This is a genomic window from Bradyrhizobium sp. UFLA06-06 (genome assembly GCF_054820065.1).
In genome coordinates this window covers 74,934-91,145 of the sequence record NZ_JADFUD010000021.1, presented here as the reverse complement: position 1 = coordinate 91,145, position 16,212 = coordinate 74,934, and the positions used below count along the sequence as shown (strand labels likewise).

Annotated in this window: 24 protein-coding genes; 12 read left to right on the top strand and 12 right to left on the bottom strand. The window is 64.0% G+C overall.

The genetic code is table 11. The features are described from left to right. Positions 1–272 precede the first annotated feature (272 nt). Positions 273–761, top strand: a complete 489-nt coding sequence (locus tag IF803_RS19685) for a CreA family protein (protein WP_461193194.1) — start codon at positions 273–275, stop codon at positions 759–761. Between the two features lie 43 nt (positions 762–804). On the opposite strand, the gene IF803_RS19680 is transcribed toward IF803_RS19685, so the two are convergent. After that, a complete protein-coding gene (locus IF803_RS19680; protein ID WP_028344836.1) occupies positions 805–1,029 on the bottom strand; it encodes a hypothetical protein in 225 nt (74 codons plus the stop codon). A 440-nt stretch (positions 1,030–1,469) separates the two neighbouring features. Here IF803_RS19680 and IF803_RS19675 point away from each other — a divergent pair, with 440 nt between their 5' ends. Both IF803_RS19675 and IF803_RS19670 read left to right on the top strand, forming a co-directional pair. Next, a complete protein-coding gene (locus tag IF803_RS19675; RefSeq protein ID WP_196238897.1) occupies positions 1,470–1,619 on the top strand; it encodes a hypothetical protein in 150 nt (49 codons plus the stop codon). A gap of 40 nt (positions 1,620–1,659) precedes the next feature. Then, the gene (locus tag IF803_RS19670; protein ID WP_461193163.1) at positions 1,660–2,067 is read left to right on the top strand and encodes a hypothetical protein; all 408 of its coding nucleotides are present in this window, start codon (positions 1,660–1,662) and stop codon (positions 2,065–2,067) included. 51 nt (positions 2,068–2,118) lie between these two features. Here the strand turns inward: IF803_RS19670 and IF803_RS19665 are convergent, their stop codons facing one another. From IF803_RS19665 to pdxR, 3 genes are all read right to left on the bottom strand, one after another. Then, positions 2,119–2,364 (bottom strand): DUF6719 family protein, encoded by a 246-nt coding sequence (locus IF803_RS19665; protein ID WP_051110164.1) that lies wholly within the window; start codon positions 2,362–2,364, stop codon positions 2,119–2,121. An 11-nt stretch (positions 2,365–2,375) separates the two neighbouring features. Further along, positions 2,376–2,525: a hypothetical protein gene (locus IF803_RS19660; protein ID WP_016843044.1), complete on the bottom strand. Its 150-nt coding sequence runs from the start codon at positions 2,523–2,525 to the stop codon at positions 2,376–2,378. Between the two features lie 148 nt (positions 2,526–2,673). Next, complete coding sequence (gene pdxR, locus IF803_RS19655) at positions 2,674–4,176, bottom strand: MocR-like pyridoxine biosynthesis transcription factor PdxR (protein ID WP_461193162.1); 1,503 nt, start codon at positions 4,174–4,176, stop codon at positions 2,674–2,676. 106 nt (positions 4,177–4,282) lie between these two features. Here pdxR and IF803_RS19650 point away from each other — a divergent pair, with 106 nt between their 5' ends. Continuing rightward, positions 4,283–4,975 (top strand): pyridoxamine 5'-phosphate oxidase family protein, encoded by a 693-nt coding sequence (locus IF803_RS19650; protein ID WP_461193193.1) that lies wholly within the window; start codon positions 4,283–4,285, stop codon positions 4,973–4,975. 54 nt (positions 4,976–5,029) lie between these two features. Further along, a complete protein-coding gene (locus IF803_RS19645; RefSeq protein WP_461193161.1) occupies positions 5,030–6,307 on the top strand; it encodes an ArgE/DapE family deacylase in 1,278 nt (425 codons plus the stop codon). 213 nt (positions 6,308–6,520) lie between these two features. On the opposite strand, the gene IF803_RS19640 is transcribed toward IF803_RS19645, so the two are convergent. Then, positions 6,521–7,306 (bottom strand): cobalamin-binding protein, encoded by a 786-nt coding sequence (locus IF803_RS19640; RefSeq protein WP_461193160.1) that lies wholly within the window; start codon positions 7,304–7,306, stop codon positions 6,521–6,523. 147 nt (positions 7,307–7,453) lie between these two features. Between IF803_RS19640 and IF803_RS19635 the strand changes: the two genes are divergently transcribed. After that, entirely contained in the window at positions 7,454–7,852 is a 399-nt protein-coding gene (locus tag IF803_RS19635) for a PaaI family thioesterase (RefSeq protein ID WP_461193159.1), read from the top strand. 140 nt (positions 7,853–7,992) lie between these two features. After that, positions 7,993–8,616 carry a GNAT family N-acetyltransferase gene (locus IF803_RS19630; RefSeq protein ID WP_461193158.1) on the top strand — a complete coding sequence of 208 codons (624 nt, stop codon included), beginning with the start codon at positions 7,993–7,995 and terminating at the stop codon, positions 8,614–8,616. 80 nt (positions 8,617–8,696) lie between these two features. Here the strand turns inward: IF803_RS19630 and IF803_RS19625 are convergent, their stop codons facing one another. From IF803_RS19625 to IF803_RS19615, 3 genes are all read right to left on the bottom strand, one after another. After that, positions 8,697–9,005 (bottom strand): hypothetical protein, encoded by a 309-nt coding sequence (locus tag IF803_RS19625; RefSeq protein WP_016843036.1) that lies wholly within the window; start codon positions 9,003–9,005, stop codon positions 8,697–8,699. An 89-nt stretch (positions 9,006–9,094) separates the two neighbouring features. Beyond that, positions 9,095–9,394, bottom strand: a complete 300-nt coding sequence (locus IF803_RS19620; protein ID WP_461193157.1) for a putative quinol monooxygenase — start codon at positions 9,392–9,394, stop codon at positions 9,095–9,097. A gap of 107 nt (positions 9,395–9,501) precedes the next feature. Then, positions 9,502–10,185, bottom strand: a complete 684-nt coding sequence (locus IF803_RS19615; protein WP_304499997.1) for a DUF2161 domain-containing phosphodiesterase — start codon at positions 10,183–10,185, stop codon at positions 9,502–9,504. 134 nt (positions 10,186–10,319) lie between these two features. Here IF803_RS19615 and IF803_RS19610 point away from each other — a divergent pair, with 134 nt between their 5' ends. Then, the gene (locus IF803_RS19610; protein ID WP_035634127.1) at positions 10,320–10,664 is read left to right on the top strand and encodes a GrlR family regulatory protein; all 345 of its coding nucleotides are present in this window, start codon (positions 10,320–10,322) and stop codon (positions 10,662–10,664) included. A 279-nt stretch (positions 10,665–10,943) separates the two neighbouring features. On the opposite strand, the gene IF803_RS19605 is transcribed toward IF803_RS19610, so the two are convergent. Together IF803_RS19605 and fabG are read right to left on the bottom strand one after the other, a co-directional pair. Next, the gene (locus IF803_RS19605; RefSeq protein ID WP_411783709.1) at positions 10,944–11,153 is read right to left on the bottom strand and encodes a hypothetical protein; all 210 of its coding nucleotides are present in this window, start codon (positions 11,151–11,153) and stop codon (positions 10,944–10,946) included. A 48-nt stretch (positions 11,154–11,201) separates the two neighbouring features. Then, on the bottom strand, positions 11,202–11,882 hold the full coding sequence (fabG, locus tag IF803_RS19600) for a 3-oxoacyl-ACP reductase FabG (protein WP_028344847.1): 681 nt from the start codon (positions 11,880–11,882) through the stop codon (positions 11,202–11,204). Between the two features lie 125 nt (positions 11,883–12,007). Here fabG and IF803_RS19595 point away from each other — a divergent pair, with 125 nt between their 5' ends. Together IF803_RS19595 and IF803_RS19590 are read left to right on the top strand one after the other, a co-directional pair. Beyond that, positions 12,008–12,697, top strand: coding sequence for an SGNH/GDSL hydrolase family protein (locus IF803_RS19595; protein ID WP_411783708.1), 690 nt, complete (start codon positions 12,008–12,010; stop codon positions 12,695–12,697). Positions 12,698–12,817: 120 nt separating this feature from the next. After that, positions 12,818–13,024, top strand: a complete 207-nt coding sequence (locus IF803_RS19590) for a hypothetical protein (protein ID WP_035634033.1) — start codon at positions 12,818–12,820, stop codon at positions 13,022–13,024. Between the two features lie 75 nt (positions 13,025–13,099). Here IF803_RS19590 and IF803_RS19585 read toward each other — a convergent pair whose 3' ends face one another. Next, complete coding sequence (locus IF803_RS19585) at positions 13,100–13,843, bottom strand: tyrosine-protein phosphatase (protein ID WP_028344848.1); 744 nt, start codon at positions 13,841–13,843, stop codon at positions 13,100–13,102. 85 nt (positions 13,844–13,928) lie between these two features. Here IF803_RS19585 and IF803_RS19580 point away from each other — a divergent pair, with 85 nt between their 5' ends. Further along, positions 13,929–14,240, top strand: a complete 312-nt coding sequence (locus tag IF803_RS19580) for an MliC family protein (protein WP_028344849.1) — start codon at positions 13,929–13,931, stop codon at positions 14,238–14,240. Between the two features lie 90 nt (positions 14,241–14,330). Here the strand turns inward: IF803_RS19580 and IF803_RS19575 are convergent, their stop codons facing one another. Next, positions 14,331–14,543 (bottom strand): DUF2735 domain-containing protein, encoded by a 213-nt coding sequence (locus IF803_RS19575; protein ID WP_028344850.1) that lies wholly within the window; start codon positions 14,541–14,543, stop codon positions 14,331–14,333. Between the two features lie 539 nt (positions 14,544–15,082). Here IF803_RS19575 and IF803_RS19570 point away from each other — a divergent pair. Beyond that, on the top strand, positions 15,083–16,117 hold the full coding sequence (locus tag IF803_RS19570; RefSeq protein WP_024581543.1) for a glutamine synthetase beta-grasp domain-containing protein: 1,035 nt from the start codon (positions 15,083–15,085) through the stop codon (positions 16,115–16,117). The last annotated feature ends 95 nt before the right edge of the window (positions 16,118–16,212 follow it).

The following is a 16,212-nucleotide window of genomic DNA, read 5'->3' as shown; positions in this document are numbered from 1 at the left end:
CTACCTGTTGGTTGTCGCAGACGCACAACGCGTTCACCAGCGCAAGCGTTCTAACCCTTCCGTGAGGGGCGAATTTTCGACGAAAGAGTAGCAAAAAAGCCTCACAAGAGGTTAAAGCGCGCGGTCCGATCACCGAACTGTCAGCGCCTTCCTGTGCGGCGTTTGCGCACTACATAGGCGGGACCCACCCCGCGGAGACCTCAATGACATCGGGAACTGTGAGTTTGTGTGACCTGCGACGGTTGTCTCGCTGGGGATGCGCGGTGCTGCTGATGTTGCTGGCTTTGGGGCAGGCCGATCCCGCGGCCGCGGCCGACGAGCCGGACCTGATCTTCCGCCGCTCCACCGTGTTCAAATGGGTGAGCCCCAACGACAAGCTCGCGACCTATTGCGTCGACGATCCCGAGGTCGAGGGCGTCGCCTGCCACTTCACGGTGCCGGAGAAGGGCGGCTTCAAGGGCTGGCTTGGCCTTGCCGAGGAAGTCTCCGATATCTCGCTGGCGTGCCGACAGATCGGGCCGATCCGCTTCAAGACCAAGCTCGGGCAGGGCGACGACATGTTCAGCAAGCGCCGGTCGCTGTTCTTCAAGAAGATGCAGATCGTGCGCGGCTGCGACGCCAAGCGCAATGTGCTGGTCTACATGGTCTATTCGGACCGCCTGATCGAGGGCTCGCCAAAGAACTCGACGTCGTCGGTGCCGATCATGCCGTGGGGCGCGGCCGATGCCGCCGTGCAGAAGTGCGGCGAGTTCATTCAATAGCTGGAGCAGGGGCTTGGCCCAGGCGGTTGAGGCGGTGGGCGAGCTAGCGCTCGGTTTGCCCGAACTGCTTCGCGCTGATGCGAAGGCCCGGTTTGACCTTCGAGTCGCGGCAGCCGACGAGGCGGACCAGCTTCTGCGGTGCGCACTCATTGTCGCCCATGACGTAGGCGCCTTGCTGCGGCATCGCGGCCGTCATCTGCTGCTGGCCGGATTTGCTCGCCGCGGATTCATTGCCAACACCGATGTTGCCATTGCCCACGACTGACATCCTTCGTTGGATCGGGAGGGATTACGACAACGTGCCACCGCGAAGATGGTTGCACGGTGCCCAGATATGAGTCGGCCAAACCGCCGCCCGGTTCACGGCCGTACTTGCCGTGCTGCTTCCTCTCTCAGCAGAGGAAAGTTAACAAAGCGCGCTAGCTCGTTCAGTTTGCACGCATAATTGGCCGTCGGTCCGGCAGTGGCCGGGGGCGGGCATTGTCGCGTGAAGTTTTCAACAACCTTTCCCGGCACGCTCCTGCCGCTGAAATCATTGGTGTTTTCCGCCGAATGTTTCGTGGGCCGCTGGTCGACGAAACAATTCCAGTCCGACGAAACCATTTTCGGCTTGTTCCGCAGAACTCCGGAAACGGCAGATCGTTATCAGACCGTCACACAACGGCGCCGGATGCCGAGCGGAATAACGGAGACTGTCAGATGCGGACCATGAGCCTGATCCTCGCCTTCGCCTTTGTGATGGCCGGTTCGTCGATGGCAGGCTCCCCGGACAGCGGTTTGCCCGGAATCGGCACCTTCTCCTATAACGGCTCGCCGGTGGTCACCCCGGCCCCGATGGTGATGGCGCAGGCTAACTGATCGCGACGCAAAAAATAGAACTGCCGGTAAAGGCTCCCCCATGGTGCTCCGTATCTGTTCCGCCGCGATGTTTGCATCGCTCCTCCTGATGGGTCCCCTGGCGGGCGCCGCGCAGGCTCAATCCCAGCTCCCGCTCGAATCGATGCAGATCCGCTCGCTGTACCGCGTGCCCGAACCGCGCGACGAGTTCGTGCGGCAATGCGCGCCGCACATGCTTGGCCGCTGGGCGCATCCCGAGGCCGTGTGCGGCTGCCTGCACGACCACGCCGCTGCGACCGTGGACGATCCCGACCTGCGCCAGGCACTGCTGCGCGGCATCAGCGAGACCGGTGTGCCGACCATCGAGACCGATTGGGTGCCGCCGTCCAAGCAGGGCGAGATCGGCCCGACCTTCACCAAGATCGCCAAGCCGACCCTGCAATGCATGTTCGAGCCGGTCTCGAACTGAGCCGCGCATCAAAGCAACGAGGAACCAAGCGCCTCGCGAGAGCGGGGCGTTTTACTTTTTGGCGAGGCGCGGCACGCAGCTGCTGGTCCGCACCACGCCGTTCTGGCTCAGCCGGGAGCCGACGACCTGCTTGATCTGCCCGGCTGGGCACGAGCCGTCATCGACAAGGACGCGCTGGCCGACCCGCAGATCGACGATGTCGCCTTCACGCATGTAGGACTGCTCTGCTGCGGCGGATTGAGCCATCGCGCCAAGAGCTGCGACGCTGACCAGCGCGACGAATCCCAAGCGCAGCATCGCAGCCTCCTTCACTTGTTCTGGATCTTGAGCCCGTCGGGGCCGACATTGATCTGAAGGCCTTCGGGCTGCTTCTTCGCCTGATAAAGATTGTAGCCGAGCATGCCTGCGATCACGACCAGCGCGGCGATCACGAGATACAGGACGTTGCGATTTGGCATCCGGTATCTCCGTAAGCTCGCACTGGAGCGTTTTTCAAGCGAAGTGGATACCGGTTCGCGTGAAGAAAACGCTTCGAAACAAGGATCAAGAGCCCCGTTCCGATTCTATCGGAACGGAAGGGCTCTGACTCAACGCGTGCGACCTTAGTCAGGTGACTGCGATTCTCCTAGAGCGCCGCGGCTGGACGGATACCTTGCGCGTTCCACGCAATGCAGTCAGCGTTGTCTGCGCCAGTCGTTCCGCCGACGCGACGAGTTGCGGAACCGGGTGACCGGAAAATCCGAGCACGAAGCCGGGCAGTGGCGGCGCGCGATGATAGGTCTCGGCGAGCAGCCAGCCGCCGACGCCGGCATTAGCCTTTGCCTGCGCGGCAATCAGCGGATCGGTCGCGGGATCGAGCCGCGCCACGAGGTGCAGGCCCTGCGAGGGCACGGGAACCGTGAGCTCGCCCTCGGAGGCATTTGCGAGCGTCGACGCCAGGATGTCGCGCGCCTCACGATAGAGTTTGCGCGATTTGCGCAAGTTGGCCGCGAAGGCGCCGGAGTTCAGCATGTCGGCGACCGCGCCTTCCATCAACGTGGCGGGAAAGCGGTCGAGCGCGGCGCGCGCCGCCGTCACCGGGCCGATCAAGGCTTCGGGCAGCGCGCAATAGCCGATCCGCAATCCCGGAAACAGCGTCTTCGCAAACGTGCCGATGTAGATCACGCGGCGCAGATGATCGATGCCGGCGAGCGACAGCAGCGGCGCGCCGTCATAGCGGAACTCGCTGTCGTAATCGTCCTCGAACACGAAGGCGCCGGCATCCCTGGCCCAGTCGAGCAGCTCGAGCCGGCGCGGCATCGACATCTGCACACCGAGCGGAAACTGGTGCGAGGGCGTGACATAGGCGGCGCGCGCTTGCGGCGCGGACGCGCCCCCCTTGTCGATGCGCATGCCCGACATGTCGACCGGCACCGACACCGGACGATAGCCGCAATGCTCGATCGCACGCCGCGCCGCCGGATAGCCGGGGTCTTCGCACCACACCTGGTCGCCGGGCCTGAGGATCGCCCCGAGCACGATGCGCAGCGCATGCAGCGTGCCCGAGGCCAGCATGATCTGGTCGGGGTCGCAGCGCAGCCCGCGGGCCGACAGCAGATGGTCCGATATCGCCGCGCGCAGCTCGCTGCTGCCGCGGGGATCGCCGTAATGCAGATGCTCGGACCCGAACGCGCGCAGCCTGCGGCCGGCAAAGGCGCGGAAGCGCTGCAGCGCGCGCTCGTCGATATGGGTGCAGCCGAGCGACAGCGCATTGTGCTGCGGCGGCTCGATCGCGATCCTTGCGCGGCGCGGCGCGGCGGCCTGCGCCGGAATGCGCGCCGCGACGAAGGTTCCGGAGCCCGTGGTTGCCACCGCAAAGCCGTCGGCGATCAGCCGCTCATAGGCCGTGGTGACGGCGTTGCGGCGGAAGCCGGTCTGCCTGGCGAGCGCACGCGACGGGGGCAGCGGCTCGCCCGGCTTGACGAGGCCGCCGACGATCGCGTGGCACAGCGCCTGATAGAGCCGCTGCTGCGAGGCCGCGCCGGGCGTCACATGCGGGCCGCCGAGGTCGAGCGGCAGCTCGGCCTTGCGCGCCGCGGGCTCCCGGGAATTGGTCGGAATTTTTCGCATGGAATTGGCACTATCGCAGACCAAATGGGCCGCTACAACTCTGGACAGATTCCAGATTTCGAAAGGCACCACCGTGACCGAAGGCGCATCCGCTCCGTCCTACCCTATGTCCTCCCGCAACCGGGTGAAGCGCCGCCACGACCGCGGCTTCTACGACCACGCCACCGTGCACAGGATCCTCGACGCCTCGATGCTGTGCCACGTCTCCTACGTGATCGACGGCCAGCCCTATTGCACGCCGACCTTCTTCTGGCGCGAGGGCATCAGGCTCTACTGGCACGGCTCGAGCGCGAGCCGCATGCTGGAGAACCAGTCCGAAGGGCAACGCGTGTGCCTGACGGTCGCCCATCTCGACAGCCTGGTGCTGGCGCGCTGCGGCTTCAATCACTCGGCCGACTATCGCGCGGTGATGGCGTTCGGCACTGCCTATCTCGTCACCGACCCCGCAGAGAAGGAACGCGCGATCGTCGCGATGGTCGACCGCTTCTTTCCCGAGCGCACCGCGAGCCTGCGTGCCAGCAACAAGCAGGAGATCAAGGCGACCTCGTTCATCGCGATGGAGATCGAGGAGGCTTCGGCAAAAATTCGCGCCAAGGGCGTCGCCGACGATGACGAGGATTATGAGTTGCCGATCTATGCCGAGCGCATTCCGGTGCGCACCGTGCTCGGCGCGCCCGAGCCGTGTCCGCGGCTGCTCGACGGCGTGACGCGGCCGAAGACGCTCGATGGCTATTCGGAGGGCCGGCTGCTCGAAGATGCATTGCGGGATGCCTATTTTGCGCAATACAAGGCGGACTGAAATCGGGCTACGTTGCGGCTCCCGCCTGATCTGTTTTCCCGATGGAGCCAAAGCATGACTGCCGAGACGCAACAACGAATCCTTAGCGCCGTTGACGAGGGATTCGATGCGCAGCTTGCGACGACGCAGGCCTTTGTCGCGATCCCCTCGACCCGCGGCGCCGAGGGGCCGTGCCAGGACATGATCGGCGATCTCCTGCGCGAGCGCGGCTACGAGGTCGACGACTGGCACATCAATCTCGACGAGCTCAAGGATTTGCGCGGCTTCGGCCCGATCGAGCATGATTTCTCGAAGGCGCGCACGGTGGTTGGCACCTACCGCCCGGCCACCAATGCCGGCAAATCGCTGATCCTGCAGGGCCACTGCGACGTGGTGCCGACCGGTCCGCTCGAGATGTGGGAGACGCCGCCGTTCTCGCCCGTCATCAAGGACGGCAGGATGTATGGCCGCGGCGCCTGCGACATGAAGTCCGGCACCATCGCCGCGCTCTATGCTCTCGACGCGATCAGGAAGGCCGGGTTGAAGCCGACGGCGCGGATTCACTTCCAGTCCGTGATCGAGGAGGAGAGCACCGGCGTCGGCGCGCTCTCGACCCTGCAGCGCGGCTATCGCGCCGATGCGTGCTTCATCCCGGAGCCGACCAACGGCACGATGATCCGCTCGCAGGTCGGCGTGATCTGGTTCCGCCTGAAGGTGCGCGGTTTCCCGGTGCATGTGTTCGAGGCCGGCGCGGGCTCGAACGCGATCATGGCGGCGTATCATCTGGTGCATGCGCTGGAGAAGCTCGAGATCGCCTGGAACGAGCGCGCCAAGGCCGACCGCCATTTCAAGGACGTCAATCACCCGATCAATTTCAATCCGGGCATCATCAAGGGCGGCGACTGGGCCTCCAGCGTGCCCGCCTGGTGCGACGTCGACTGCCGCATCGCGGTCTTGCCGGGCTGGTCGATCGCCGAATGCCAGAAGGAGATTTTGGCGTGCGTGTCGGCGGCGGCGCGCGACCATCGCTTCCTCTCCAACAATCCGCCGCAGGTCGAATGGTCGGGCTTCCTGTCGGAAGGCTACGAGTTGGTCAACTCCGAGGCACCGGAAGCTGCCTTCGCCAAGGCGCATCAGGTCGTCTATGGCGGCGTGGTGGAAGACCGCGCCTTCACCGCGTTGACCGACACGCGCTTCTACGGCTTGAACCACAACATCCCGAGCCTCTGCTTCGGCGCCACCGGCGCGGCGATGCACGGCTTCAACGAATATGTCGAGCTGGAGTCGCTGCGAAAAGCGACCAAGGCGATGGCACTGTTCATCGCGGAGTGGTGCGGCGTGGAGAAGGCGTAGTGGTCCTCTCGGTCACGTCATTGCAATGACAGTCTTGCGCGCGATAGCACAACAAATTCGCTGTCGTCCCGGCGAAAGCCGGGACCCATACTCCGCGGCGGATGTTGTGATCGGGACTCGTCCCTTGCAGAGCCGCACAACAAGCAAGATCTGTGGTTATGGGTCCCGGCTCCGTGCGCAATCGCGCACTCGGCCCGGACGACGTTGGAAGGCTCAGCGCTCGCGCCACAGCGCTTTCACGATCGCATCGAGCCCATCGGTCAGCGCGGCGGGGCCGGGCTGCAGGATGATCGGCGACTTGATCTCGACGATGCGGTCGTTGCGTACCGCCGGGATGTCGCTCCAGCCCTCACGCTTGCGGATGCGGTCGGGCACGACCTTCTTGCCGCACCAGGACGCCAGGATCACGTCGGGCATCGCCGCACGTACCGCGTCAGGCGTGACGATGCGATCCTTGGCCGCCTTGTGCGCGCGCAGATGCGGCAGCGCATCGGTGCCACCGGCGATCTCGATCAGTTCAGACACCCAGCCGATGCCGCTGATCAGCGGATCGTCCCATTCCTCGAAATAGACCCTTGGCCGCGGTGCCGGACGCGGCGTTGCCGCGATCGTGGCCAGCCGTTGTTCGAGGCTTTGCGCGAGCCGGTCAGCGCGGTCGGCGGCACCGACCATCGCGCCGAGGCTGCGGATCATCGCGAGGATGCCGGCGACGTCGCGCTGGTTGAAGACGTGGACGGCGACGCCGGCGCGCACGAGATCGGCGACGATGTCGGCCTGCAGATCGGAGAAGGCGAGCACCAGATCAGGATCGAGCGCGAGGATCTTTGGCATGTCGGCGGAGATGAACGCCGAAACGCGCGGCTTCTCGCGGCGGACCTGCGGTGGCCGCACCGCGTAGCCGGAGACGCCCACGATGCGGTCCTGCTCGCCAAGCAGATAGAGCGTCTCGACCGTCTCTTCGGTCAGGCAGACGATCCGGCGGGGAGGGAAGTCGCGCATCGATGACGATATGCAGACTCGGCGACACGTTGTCACGGATGTCATGACGTCATTCGCGCCATTACCTCAGACGTCATTGCCGGGCCCGCTCAGGCAATCCATCATGCCGATATCAACCTCGAAGAAGGCCACGAAGCAGGAGTGCCCATGACGCCGCTCGAAAAGATCCAATCGATGAAGATGCCGTTTGCGGAACTGAAGGGCGTCACCTTCACCGAGGCCGACCAGGACCGGGTGGTCGCGAAAATGGTGGTGAGGCCGGACCTCTGCACCCTCCGCAACACGATCCATGGGGGCGCGGTGATGGCCTTTGCGGATTCGGTCGGCGCCGCCGCGACCGTGATCAATCTGCCTGAGGACGCCAAGGGCACCACGACGCTGGAGAGCAAGACCAACTTCATCGGCGGCGCCAAGGAGGGGACGACCGTAATTGCGACCGCAACACCGGTTCACCGCGGGCGGCGGACCCAGGTGTGGCAGACCAGGCTGGAGACCGATGACGGCAAGCTGGTCGCCATCGTCACCCAGACACAACTGGTATTATAATGGGGCGATGATGTGATTTTGTAATCACAGCATTGTTTACTTAAATGAATCTCAGTGGTTGAATTTTATGGTGCGTCGCACAATATAGGAGTTGCTAGGGACTCGACGCCTCCTCGAGGGCTACCAAGAGGAGTTATGAAATGAACTATGATTCCATTCGTCCGACGCCCGCCAAGGGCACCGTGCGGACGTTGAGCCAGCAGGAAGAGCTTCCGCTGCTGCGCGATCACCTGTTGCGGCTGGATCGCACCAGCCGTCATGATCGTTTTCATGGCTTCATCGACGACAGCTTCATCCGCCGCTACGCCGAGCGCTGCGCCAATGACGGCACGGTCATCATCGCCTATTTCGAGGATGGCGTGGTCCGCGGCGCGGCCGAATTGCATCCCCCGGAGCAGTCACCGGATGCCCAGCCCGAAATTGCCTTCAGCGTCGAGCGGTCGGCGCGTCGGAAGGGCGTCGGCAGCACCCTGTTCCGCAAGCTGATCGCCGAGGCGCATGCCAAGGGCTACGGCAGCCTGCGCATCACCACCGGCGCCCAGAACGATGCGATGCGGGCGCTGGCCACCAAGTTCGGTGCCCAATTGACCTTCCGTCATGGGGAGTCGACCGGCAGCATCGACCTGAGCGAGCAGCAGCAGCCCGAAGCGGCGCCGGCTGTCGCCGCGGTGACGCCGGTCGAGGCCGCGCGCGCGATCGTCGACATGAACCGCGCCTATTGGCGCATGGTGATGCAGATCTCTGGCTGGGGCCGGGCGGCCTGAGCCGCGATCTTAAGTCAAACGAAAAAGGGCAATCCATTCAATGGATTGCCCTTTTTCTTTCAGCGATTGGATGGCGCTTCTCAGGTGCCGGTGCGCTTGTCGGTCGCAAAGCGGCGGACCACGCGGCGCTCGACCACGACGGAGCGCTGCGCGCCCTGTTCGCCGGCGATGACGCGGGTTGCCGTGCCGGTCCGGGCACTGACGCGCGCAGTCTTCTTCACCTCGGCGAGCACATCGTCATAGGGCAGCCCCATCAGGGCCGACGCGATCTCGGCCTGGGCCTCCACATCATCGGTGATTCCGATGGCAGCGAAGATTGCTTCTTCCAGCGTCGGGGGATCATGCCGCACGCGCCGGGTGCCATACTTGGTATTCCAGTCTCCGCTCATCGCCGCCTCATCTTTGAATCGCGGGAGATACGTAAGGTCCCCAATGTTGCATTGCAATATGAATGTGAGATGGCAATCCAGCCATGCAGCTAGAGTCTCTCAATCTTGTGAGCGTCATAAAGTTCGATGGTGGTCGCCGCGGCAGCGAGAGATTGCAGCGAGCGGACGAAATCGCGTGACGCAGGGACCGCGAAATGCGCAGCCAGCGCGTCGCGGTCGGCCCATTGCTCGAAGAACACCAGCCTGAGCGGATTTTCGCAGTCGACATGGACCGCATGCGAGATGCAGCCGGGCTCGGTGCGCGAGCGATGCACATGCTCGAGGCTCAAGCGCCGCACCTCGACGAACGAGTCGGGGCGGGCGGTGACGCTGCCGGTGACGACGATCATGATATCCCCCTCCAACGCGCGATGAAGCCAGGTCATCATCGCGCTTTAGGTTCTTGTTTGAGCATGATCTTTTCGGAAAACCGCTTCGCACTTTTCCGGATCATGCTCTACGGGGTGGCTTCTGCCCCGGATGCACTCATCTGTTGCTGCGGCCAGCGCTTCAGCGCGGCGCGGCCGGCATCGGTCAGCACATAGATGCCGCGCTCGGCGCGATCGAACCAGCCATAGACATTATGCAGCAGGATCTTGCCGGCGTCGGGAATATCCGCGCGGAGGTCACGCACCCGCCGGGGCCCATCCGACAGCGCCGAGGCGCAGGCCAGCGCCTGCTGACGATAGGCGGTCATGATCGGCGCCCGCGTCGATCCGCCCATGGCGGGATCGCCCTTGCGCTTCCGGTGTTCGGTGATCAGGCGTGAACGCTTCTTCGGATTGCGGCGGGGCGCCGCGGTCGGCGGCGGCACCAGCACCTCGACGTCGCCGCGATCGGTCACGCCGAGCATGCCGAAGCCGAGCCGCCGGCACAGATTGCGATAGCGCGCGTCGCTCTCGCGGCCCTTGCCGCGGGCCGACACCTTTGCCGCGATCCACACCTCGTCGGCGGCGCCGGCGCGATCGACCGCCTGCAGGATCAGTTCGAGATTGAAGGCGAGCTTGAGTTCACCGACCACGACGACCGGTGGATCATCGCCGCTCAACGCCACGAGATCGCAGCCACCGATCTCGCCCTTCACCGTGAAGCCGAGCTTTTCCAGGAAGCGTTTGACGGGCAGATAAAGCGCGGTTTCCAACAGGCAGGCTCCTGCGGCATCCGGCCGCGACTCGGTGCGCCAGCATAGCGCGGAATTGCGTCCGCCGAAGCGGATGGAATTTGCTCAAGGCACGGCCGAGCGGCTATTGTCGGAACCGGGACCAGGCGCAGCTCATGATCCGGAACGGGCTCTATCACATCACCGTCGAATTTCTCGACGGCGTCTCTGGCGGCAACCAGGGCGTCATGGTGCTGCGCGACGGACAGATGCGCGGCGGCGACTCGTTTTTCTTTGCCTATGGCAGCTACACCGCAGCCGACGGCAAGTGGAAGGGCGAGGTCACCAACGAGGAGCATTCGCCGACCTATGGCGAGCGCCCGGTGTGGGAACGCAAGGTGGTTACGATCGGATTTACCGGCACCTATACCGATCAGACCGCCGAAGGCGACGGCATGGCGCTCGCCGGCAAGCAGAGCATCCGCTTCAGGTCGAAACTGCGGCTGCTGGTAGCGGATTGAACTGCCGATGCTGGCCGCGCCCGCGGCGTCAGCTGATCAGGCGGTCATATTCTGCGTGAGAGCCGATCCAGAACCAGAGATATCCCTCGTTTGTTTCGACAGCGAGCGCGCGATAACGCTAGCCAACCCGAACGGACCAAAATCGCCCGATCTTCTTGAATTGTAGGGATGGATGACGTGGATCGCGCTTCAACAGCGCAAAGTTCGCGTCGGCAAGCTCGCGGATTGGAACGGGTAGTTGTTCGTAGGCAGTCCAAAATTTGGGGGAGGCCGAGTGCTTCACAAGTCGCGCGACTGTCCGGCGCGATGAACTGCCAAGGCCCCGTCCGCCAAGGCGTCGAGTTTCCCGGCCTTTGCGTCGCGTTCGATCGCTGCATCGAAACGTTCGGCATCGAACGTTTCAAACCAGGCGCGAAAGCGGGCCAGCTCACGAGGAGGCAGCCGTTCGACGGCCTTTTCGATGTCTTCTGCAGTAGTCATCACGAACATATAGCATTGGCCGGATCGACCCGAAAGGCGTCCAGGAGAGGGGCGGGTCTAAACCCGCCCGTTGACCGGCAGCAGCGCGCCGGTGACGGCGCTCGCGGCATCGCTGGCGAGGAACAGGATCACCTCGGCAAGCTCCTTCGGCGTCACCCATTTGGAGATGTCGGCCTTCGGCATCGCGGCGCGATTGGCTGCAGTGTCGATGATCGAGGGCAGCACCGCGTTGACCGTGACCTTGCCCTTGAGTTCCGCGGCGAGCGACTCGGTGAGGCGGTGCACGCCGGCCTTCGAGGCGGCGTAGGGACCCATGCCGGAGGCGGCCTGCAAGGCGCCGAGTGCGCCGATATTGATGATCCGCCCGGCGCCCGACTTGGTGAGATGCGGGATGGCGGCGCGCGAGGTGTTGAGCGCCGTCATCACGTTCATCGCATACATGCGCTGCCAGGTCGCCGGGTCGCCGTCGCTGACCGCCTCGAAGGTAAAGCCGCCGGCGATGTTGATCAGCCCGTCGAGCCGGCCGAAATGCGCGGCCGCCTTGTCGATCGCCGCGGTCGCCTGCGCGGTGTCGGTGAGGTCGACACCGCCCAGCTCGATATGGTCGGCCGTCGCCGCAAGCGTTGACGCGGCATGATCGATGCCGGCGACGCGCGCGCCGCGCGCCAGCGCCTCTGTGGCGACCACTTTGCCAAGCGCGCCGAGCGCGCCCGTGATGACGATGGCTTTTCCGTGCATGGCGGTCTCCGCATTCGCGAGCAAACGAATGCCCACTATGATCAGGCGGAATTCATTTGCAATGCCGCCAATTTCGCCTCCTACTGCGCGCATTCATCAATTCATTCGCCTCAAGGATGTTTGCGATGCCGACGCCCAGACCGTGCGAAACCCATCTCGATCTCGTCAAATTCGGACATAAGCTGCCGCACTTCGCGGATGCGCTCCGGCATCAGCGCAAGATCAAGCTGGTGGCGCTCGGATCGTCGTCGACCGCGGGCGCCGACAACATCCTGCCGTTCCCGCCGCGGCTCGAGATGCTGCTGCGGCAACGCTTCTTCGGCCGGATGATCGACGTGATCAACCGGGGGATCGGCGGCCAGGAGGCGCCGGAGGAGTATTCGCGCATCGAGTCCGACGTGACCGTTGAGGCGCCGGTGCTGGTGATCTGGCAGGTCGGCACCAACGCCGTCTACAAGAGCTACAATCCCGCCGAAGTGCGCGCCACGCTGGAGGCGGGGCTCGACGTGCTCGCAGCGCTTCCGCTTGACGTGGTCGTGATGGATTCCCAGTACACGCAGGCGATCGTCGGCACGGAAGCTGCGCTCAATCTCGCCAACGTGATCATGCCGATGATCGCCGAAGTGGCCGCAAGCAGGAAGGTGAATCTGTTCAGCCGCTTCGCGCTGATGAAGCGCTGGACCGATGACGGGATTCCGCTTGGCGAGCTCGACGATGGCGGACAGCTTCACACCAGCGAGTGGGCGACCAATTGCGTGACCCAGTCGCTGTTCGGCGCGATCGACGACGCATTGAAGCCGGAGGCGATCACGTGACGCCGACTACGTAAGACTACGGGGTAGGGCCGGATGGATAAAATTTGCAGCAGTTCCGTAAGTCGTTTGCAGAACCCTTTCCTTAGAAGCGGAACTCCAGCCAAGGTAGGGGTTATGCGAATGGGAAATCTTCCGGACCACGGTTTACCGCTCGTTCAGCTTAAGGAGCAGCGGCGCGATCTCGTGGTGGCGCTGCAAAACCGCAAGGGACCAGTGGGCAGCTGGGAATTGATGCAGATCGCGGCGATCCAGCAGGCGATCTCGGCGTTCGAGGATGTGATTGCCGACCTCGATGCGGAGCTCGAGCTCGAGGCCGCAGCGGCCTGAGCTTTTCGGCTTGGCCGCGTTTTCTTCACGCGAACCGGTGTCCACTCCGCTCGAAAACGCTGTCGCGCGGACGGATCAGGCCTGCAGATAGCGGCCTTCAAGCGCCTTGCGCTCGGCCTCGCCGAGCCCGAGGCCGTCGCGGAAATAACCGTCGAGGCTGCCGTAATCGGCATCGATCGCCTCGAATGCAGCCTCCAGAAACGCCGCGCGCACCGTGCCGAGCACCTGCTTGACATCATCGGGCAGCTCGGTGCTGTGGGCCGGGTCGCGTTTGTAGAACTGGTTGGTCAGGAGATAGTCGTCCGCGATCACCTGATCGGACACGCCGAGCGCATGCAGGATCAGCGCGCAGGCAAAGCCGGTGCGGTCCTTGCCGGCGGTGCAGTGGATCACGAGCGGCGCCCGGTCTTCCAATAGATGGGCGAACAGCGTGCGGTAGCGCGCGGTGTTGTCCTGCACATAGCCCCGGTAAGAATCACGCATCACGTCGATCGCATCGGCTTCGGAGAGCTGACGGTTGCTGGCGATCTCGCGCAGCGAAGCCACCACGGTCGGCTCGACAGGGAGCGAATGCACGGTGACGTCGCTCATGCCGCACAGCGCCTCGGCGCGCTCGGCGACGCCGCGAAAATCGAACGCGCTTCTGACCCCGAGTGAGCGCACCACGGCGACGTCGTGCTCGGTGAGATGCGCAAGATGGTTGGAGCGGAAGATCTGGCGCCAGCGCACCGTCCGCCCGTCGCGCGTCTGGTAGCCGCCGAGGTCGCGAAAATTGCTGGCGCCGGCGAGATTGAGATGACGGGCAGGGGCTTCGGACATCGGGCGGGCCTGTTGCAGCTGATGAGGTCTTGGCGCAGGAATAGCGGCGCAGACAGGTCTATAACCGGCCCGTCAGGGGGAGAATATGACTTATCGCGGGGGCGCCATTGTCATCGGCGCAATTCTTTTCGAGCTCTTCGGTTCCGCGAACGTGTCGGCGCAGTCCGCCTTCCGGAATTATCGCTGTGCCGACGGCACGCAGTTCATTGCCGGGTTCTTCAACGGGGATACGCGCGCGCATCTACAGCTCGACGGCAAGGCGGTGACGCTGAAGAAGCGCCTGTCGCTGACGGGCACACGCTACAGGGGTGGCGGGGTCACGCTCGAGATCAACCGGGCTGGGCTTGCCAGGCTCCGGCATGCGAGGCGGCCGGCGACGACCTGCGAGCTGGCATGAAAAAAGGGCCGAAACGCTCGCGTTCCGACCCTTGTTATTGCTCTGCTGCTGTCTGACGTTTTTGCGTCACGCCTCTCTGTCGCGTCGGCATCAGTGATCGCGGCCCGGCTTGGCGTCGTCGATGGCCGCCTGATGGTACCAGCTCTCGCTGCAGGCCGAGGTCTCGACTTCAGCGGCGAGTTCGAGCGCGGTCCGCGCCTCGCCGTAGCGGCGTCCGCCAAGAGCCGCGCGGCCCCCTGCCGGGAATTGATAGATCGTTGCCGATCCCTGGATCGGTCCTTGGCTTTGGCCCGTGGTGATCATGTCAAAGTCTCCTTTGGCCGGAGCGAGCCTCCATGGTGCGCCCGACTCATTCGCGTGTGGTTACCGTAGTTTCGATATCGGCCCGGGCTGGGCGGGGTGCAAGTGACCAAGAAATAGTCATTGTTTGGCTAATTCGTAGGCAGATTCGGGTTTGCTTCCTGTGAGGCAGGATGCAGCTGAGCAACGCTTGAGCCGTGACGGTGGTTGCAGGGCGCCCGACCGTTGGACACGAACTGTCACATCGCGCTGCCGCCGCATTAAGCGGCAGGCGATGCCGTAGCCGAATTTGCTGCAGAAACGGGCGGCGGAGGGCGCTGGGAGAAGATTTTGACTGACCGCGGCGCATGCCAGCCGCGCTGCTATGTCGCAGAAAAAAATGCGATCTCCGCTGTGGACATCCGCGGCCGGGCGGCCGCCGCAGTGCAGCGACTGGCATTTTAATTGCTTAGTAAGAGCCGGCCGATGGTGGCCGGGTACGCGTGCGGCGGCCGACTGGCTTTCGGTTCCTCACGGATTTGCATCATCAACAGAGAGGTTCAATGACCAAGTACAAGCTCGAGTATATCTGGCTCGACGGATATACGCCGACGCCGAGCCTGCGCGGTAAGACGCAGATCAAGGAATTCGCGTCGTTCCCGACCCTCGAACAGCTTCCGCTGTGGGGCTTTGACGGTTCGTCCACCCAGCAGGCTGAAGGCCACAGCTCTGACTGCGTGCTGAAGCCGGTCGCCTGCTATCCCGACGCCGCGCGCGAGAACGGCGTGCTGGTGATGTGCGAAGTCATGATGCCCGACGGCAAGACGCCGCATGTCTCGAACAAGCGCGCCACCGTTCTGGATGACGAAGGCGCCTGGTTCGGCTTCGAGCAGGAATACTTCTTCTACAAGGACGGCCGTCCGCTCGGCTTTCCGGAAGAGGGTTATCCGGCGCCGCAGGGCCCGTACTACACCGGCGTCGGCTACAAGAACGTCGGCAGCGTCGCCCGCAAGATCGTCGAAGAGCACCTCAATCTCTGCCTCGCGGCCGGCATCAACCACGAAGGCATCAACGCCGAAGTGGCGAAGGGCCAGTGGGAATTCCAGATCTTCGGCAAGGGTTCCAAGACCGCCGCTGACCAGATGTGGATGGCCCGCTACCTGATGCTGCGCCTCACCGAGAGCTACGGCATCGACATCGAATTCCATTGCAAGCCGCTCGGCGATACCGACTGGAACGGCTCGGGCATGCACGCCAACTTCTCCACCAAGTACATGCGCGAAGTCGGCGGCAAGGAGTACTTCGAGAGCCTGATGAAGGCCTTCGACAAGAACCTGATGGATCACATCGCCGTCTACGGCCCGGACAACGACAAGCGCCTGACCGGTAAGCACGAGACCGCGCCCTGGAACAAGTTCAGCTACGGCGTGGCTGACCGTGGTGCCTCGATCCGCGTGCCGCACTCGTTCGTCAACAACGGCTACAAGGGCTATCTGGAAGACCGCCGCCCGAACTCCCAGGGTGACCCCTACCAGATCGCTTCGCAGATCCTGAAGACGATCTCCGAGGTTCCGACCGGCGCCAAGGCTGCGGCTTAAATGGCTGCGGCCTAAGCTGCTATCGGACCCGGATGGAGCCATCCGGTACCGCAAATCGGGTCCGCCAGAGCGACAGCCTTGGCGGACCTTCGCTA

Excerpts from the sequence above, each read along its gene's own strand:
- IF803_RS19685 (WP_461193194.1), top strand. The coding sequence starts at position 273 with ATGTTGCTGGCTTTGGGGCAGGCCGATCCCGCGGCCGCGGCCGACGAG.
- IF803_RS19680 (WP_028344836.1), bottom strand. The coding sequence starts at position 1,029 with ATGTCAGTCGTGGGCAATGGCAACATCGGTGTTGGCAATGAATCCGCG.
- IF803_RS19675 (WP_196238897.1), top strand. The coding sequence starts at position 1,470 with ATGAGCCTGATCCTCGCCTTCGCCTTTGTGATGGCCGGTTCGTCGATG.
- IF803_RS19670 (WP_461193163.1), top strand. The coding sequence starts at position 1,660 with ATGGTGCTCCGTATCTGTTCCGCCGCGATGTTTGCATCGCTCCTCCTG.
- IF803_RS19665 (WP_051110164.1), bottom strand. The coding sequence starts at position 2,364 with ATGCTGCGCTTGGGATTCGTCGCGCTGGTCAGCGTCGCAGCTCTTGGC.
- IF803_RS19660 (WP_016843044.1), bottom strand. The coding sequence starts at position 2,525 with ATGCCAAATCGCAACGTCCTGTATCTCGTGATCGCCGCGCTGGTCGTG.
- pdxR (WP_461193162.1), bottom strand. The coding sequence starts at position 4,176 with ATGCGAAAAATTCCGACCAATTCCCGGGAGCCCGCGGCGCGCAAGGCC.
- IF803_RS19650 (WP_461193193.1), top strand. The coding sequence starts at position 4,283 with ATGTCCTCCCGCAACCGGGTGAAGCGCCGCCACGACCGCGGCTTCTAC.
- IF803_RS19645 (WP_461193161.1), top strand. The coding sequence starts at position 5,030 with ATGACTGCCGAGACGCAACAACGAATCCTTAGCGCCGTTGACGAGGGA.
- IF803_RS19640 (WP_461193160.1), bottom strand. The coding sequence starts at position 7,306 with ATGCGCGACTTCCCTCCCCGCCGGATCGTCTGCCTGACCGAAGAGACG.
- IF803_RS19635 (WP_461193159.1), top strand. The coding sequence starts at position 7,454 with ATGACGCCGCTCGAAAAGATCCAATCGATGAAGATGCCGTTTGCGGAA.
- IF803_RS19630 (WP_461193158.1), top strand. The coding sequence starts at position 7,993 with ATGAACTATGATTCCATTCGTCCGACGCCCGCCAAGGGCACCGTGCGG.
- IF803_RS19625 (WP_016843036.1), bottom strand. The coding sequence starts at position 9,005 with ATGAGCGGAGACTGGAATACCAAGTATGGCACCCGGCGCGTGCGGCAT.
- IF803_RS19620 (WP_461193157.1), bottom strand. The coding sequence starts at position 9,394 with ATGATCGTCGTCACCGGCAGCGTCACCGCCCGCCCCGACTCGTTCGTC.
- IF803_RS19610 (WP_035634127.1), top strand. The coding sequence starts at position 10,320 with ATGATCCGGAACGGGCTCTATCACATCACCGTCGAATTTCTCGACGGC.
- IF803_RS19605 (WP_411783709.1), bottom strand. The coding sequence starts at position 11,153 with ATGTTCGTGATGACTACTGCAGAAGACATCGAAAAGGCCGTCGAACGG.
- fabG (WP_028344847.1), bottom strand. The coding sequence starts at position 11,882 with ATGCACGGAAAAGCCATCGTCATCACGGGCGCGCTCGGCGCGCTTGGC.
- IF803_RS19595 (WP_411783708.1), top strand. The coding sequence starts at position 12,008 with ATGCCGACGCCCAGACCGTGCGAAACCCATCTCGATCTCGTCAAATTC.
- IF803_RS19590 (WP_035634033.1), top strand. The coding sequence starts at position 12,818 with ATGGGAAATCTTCCGGACCACGGTTTACCGCTCGTTCAGCTTAAGGAG.
- IF803_RS19585 (WP_028344848.1), bottom strand. The coding sequence starts at position 13,843 with ATGTCCGAAGCCCCTGCCCGTCATCTCAATCTCGCCGGCGCCAGCAAT.
- IF803_RS19580 (WP_028344849.1), top strand. The coding sequence starts at position 13,929 with ATGACTTATCGCGGGGGCGCCATTGTCATCGGCGCAATTCTTTTCGAG.
- IF803_RS19575 (WP_028344850.1), bottom strand. The coding sequence starts at position 14,543 with ATGATCACCACGGGCCAAAGCCAAGGACCGATCCAGGGATCGGCAACG.
- IF803_RS19570 (WP_024581543.1), top strand. The coding sequence starts at position 15,083 with ATGACCAAGTACAAGCTCGAGTATATCTGGCTCGACGGATATACGCCG.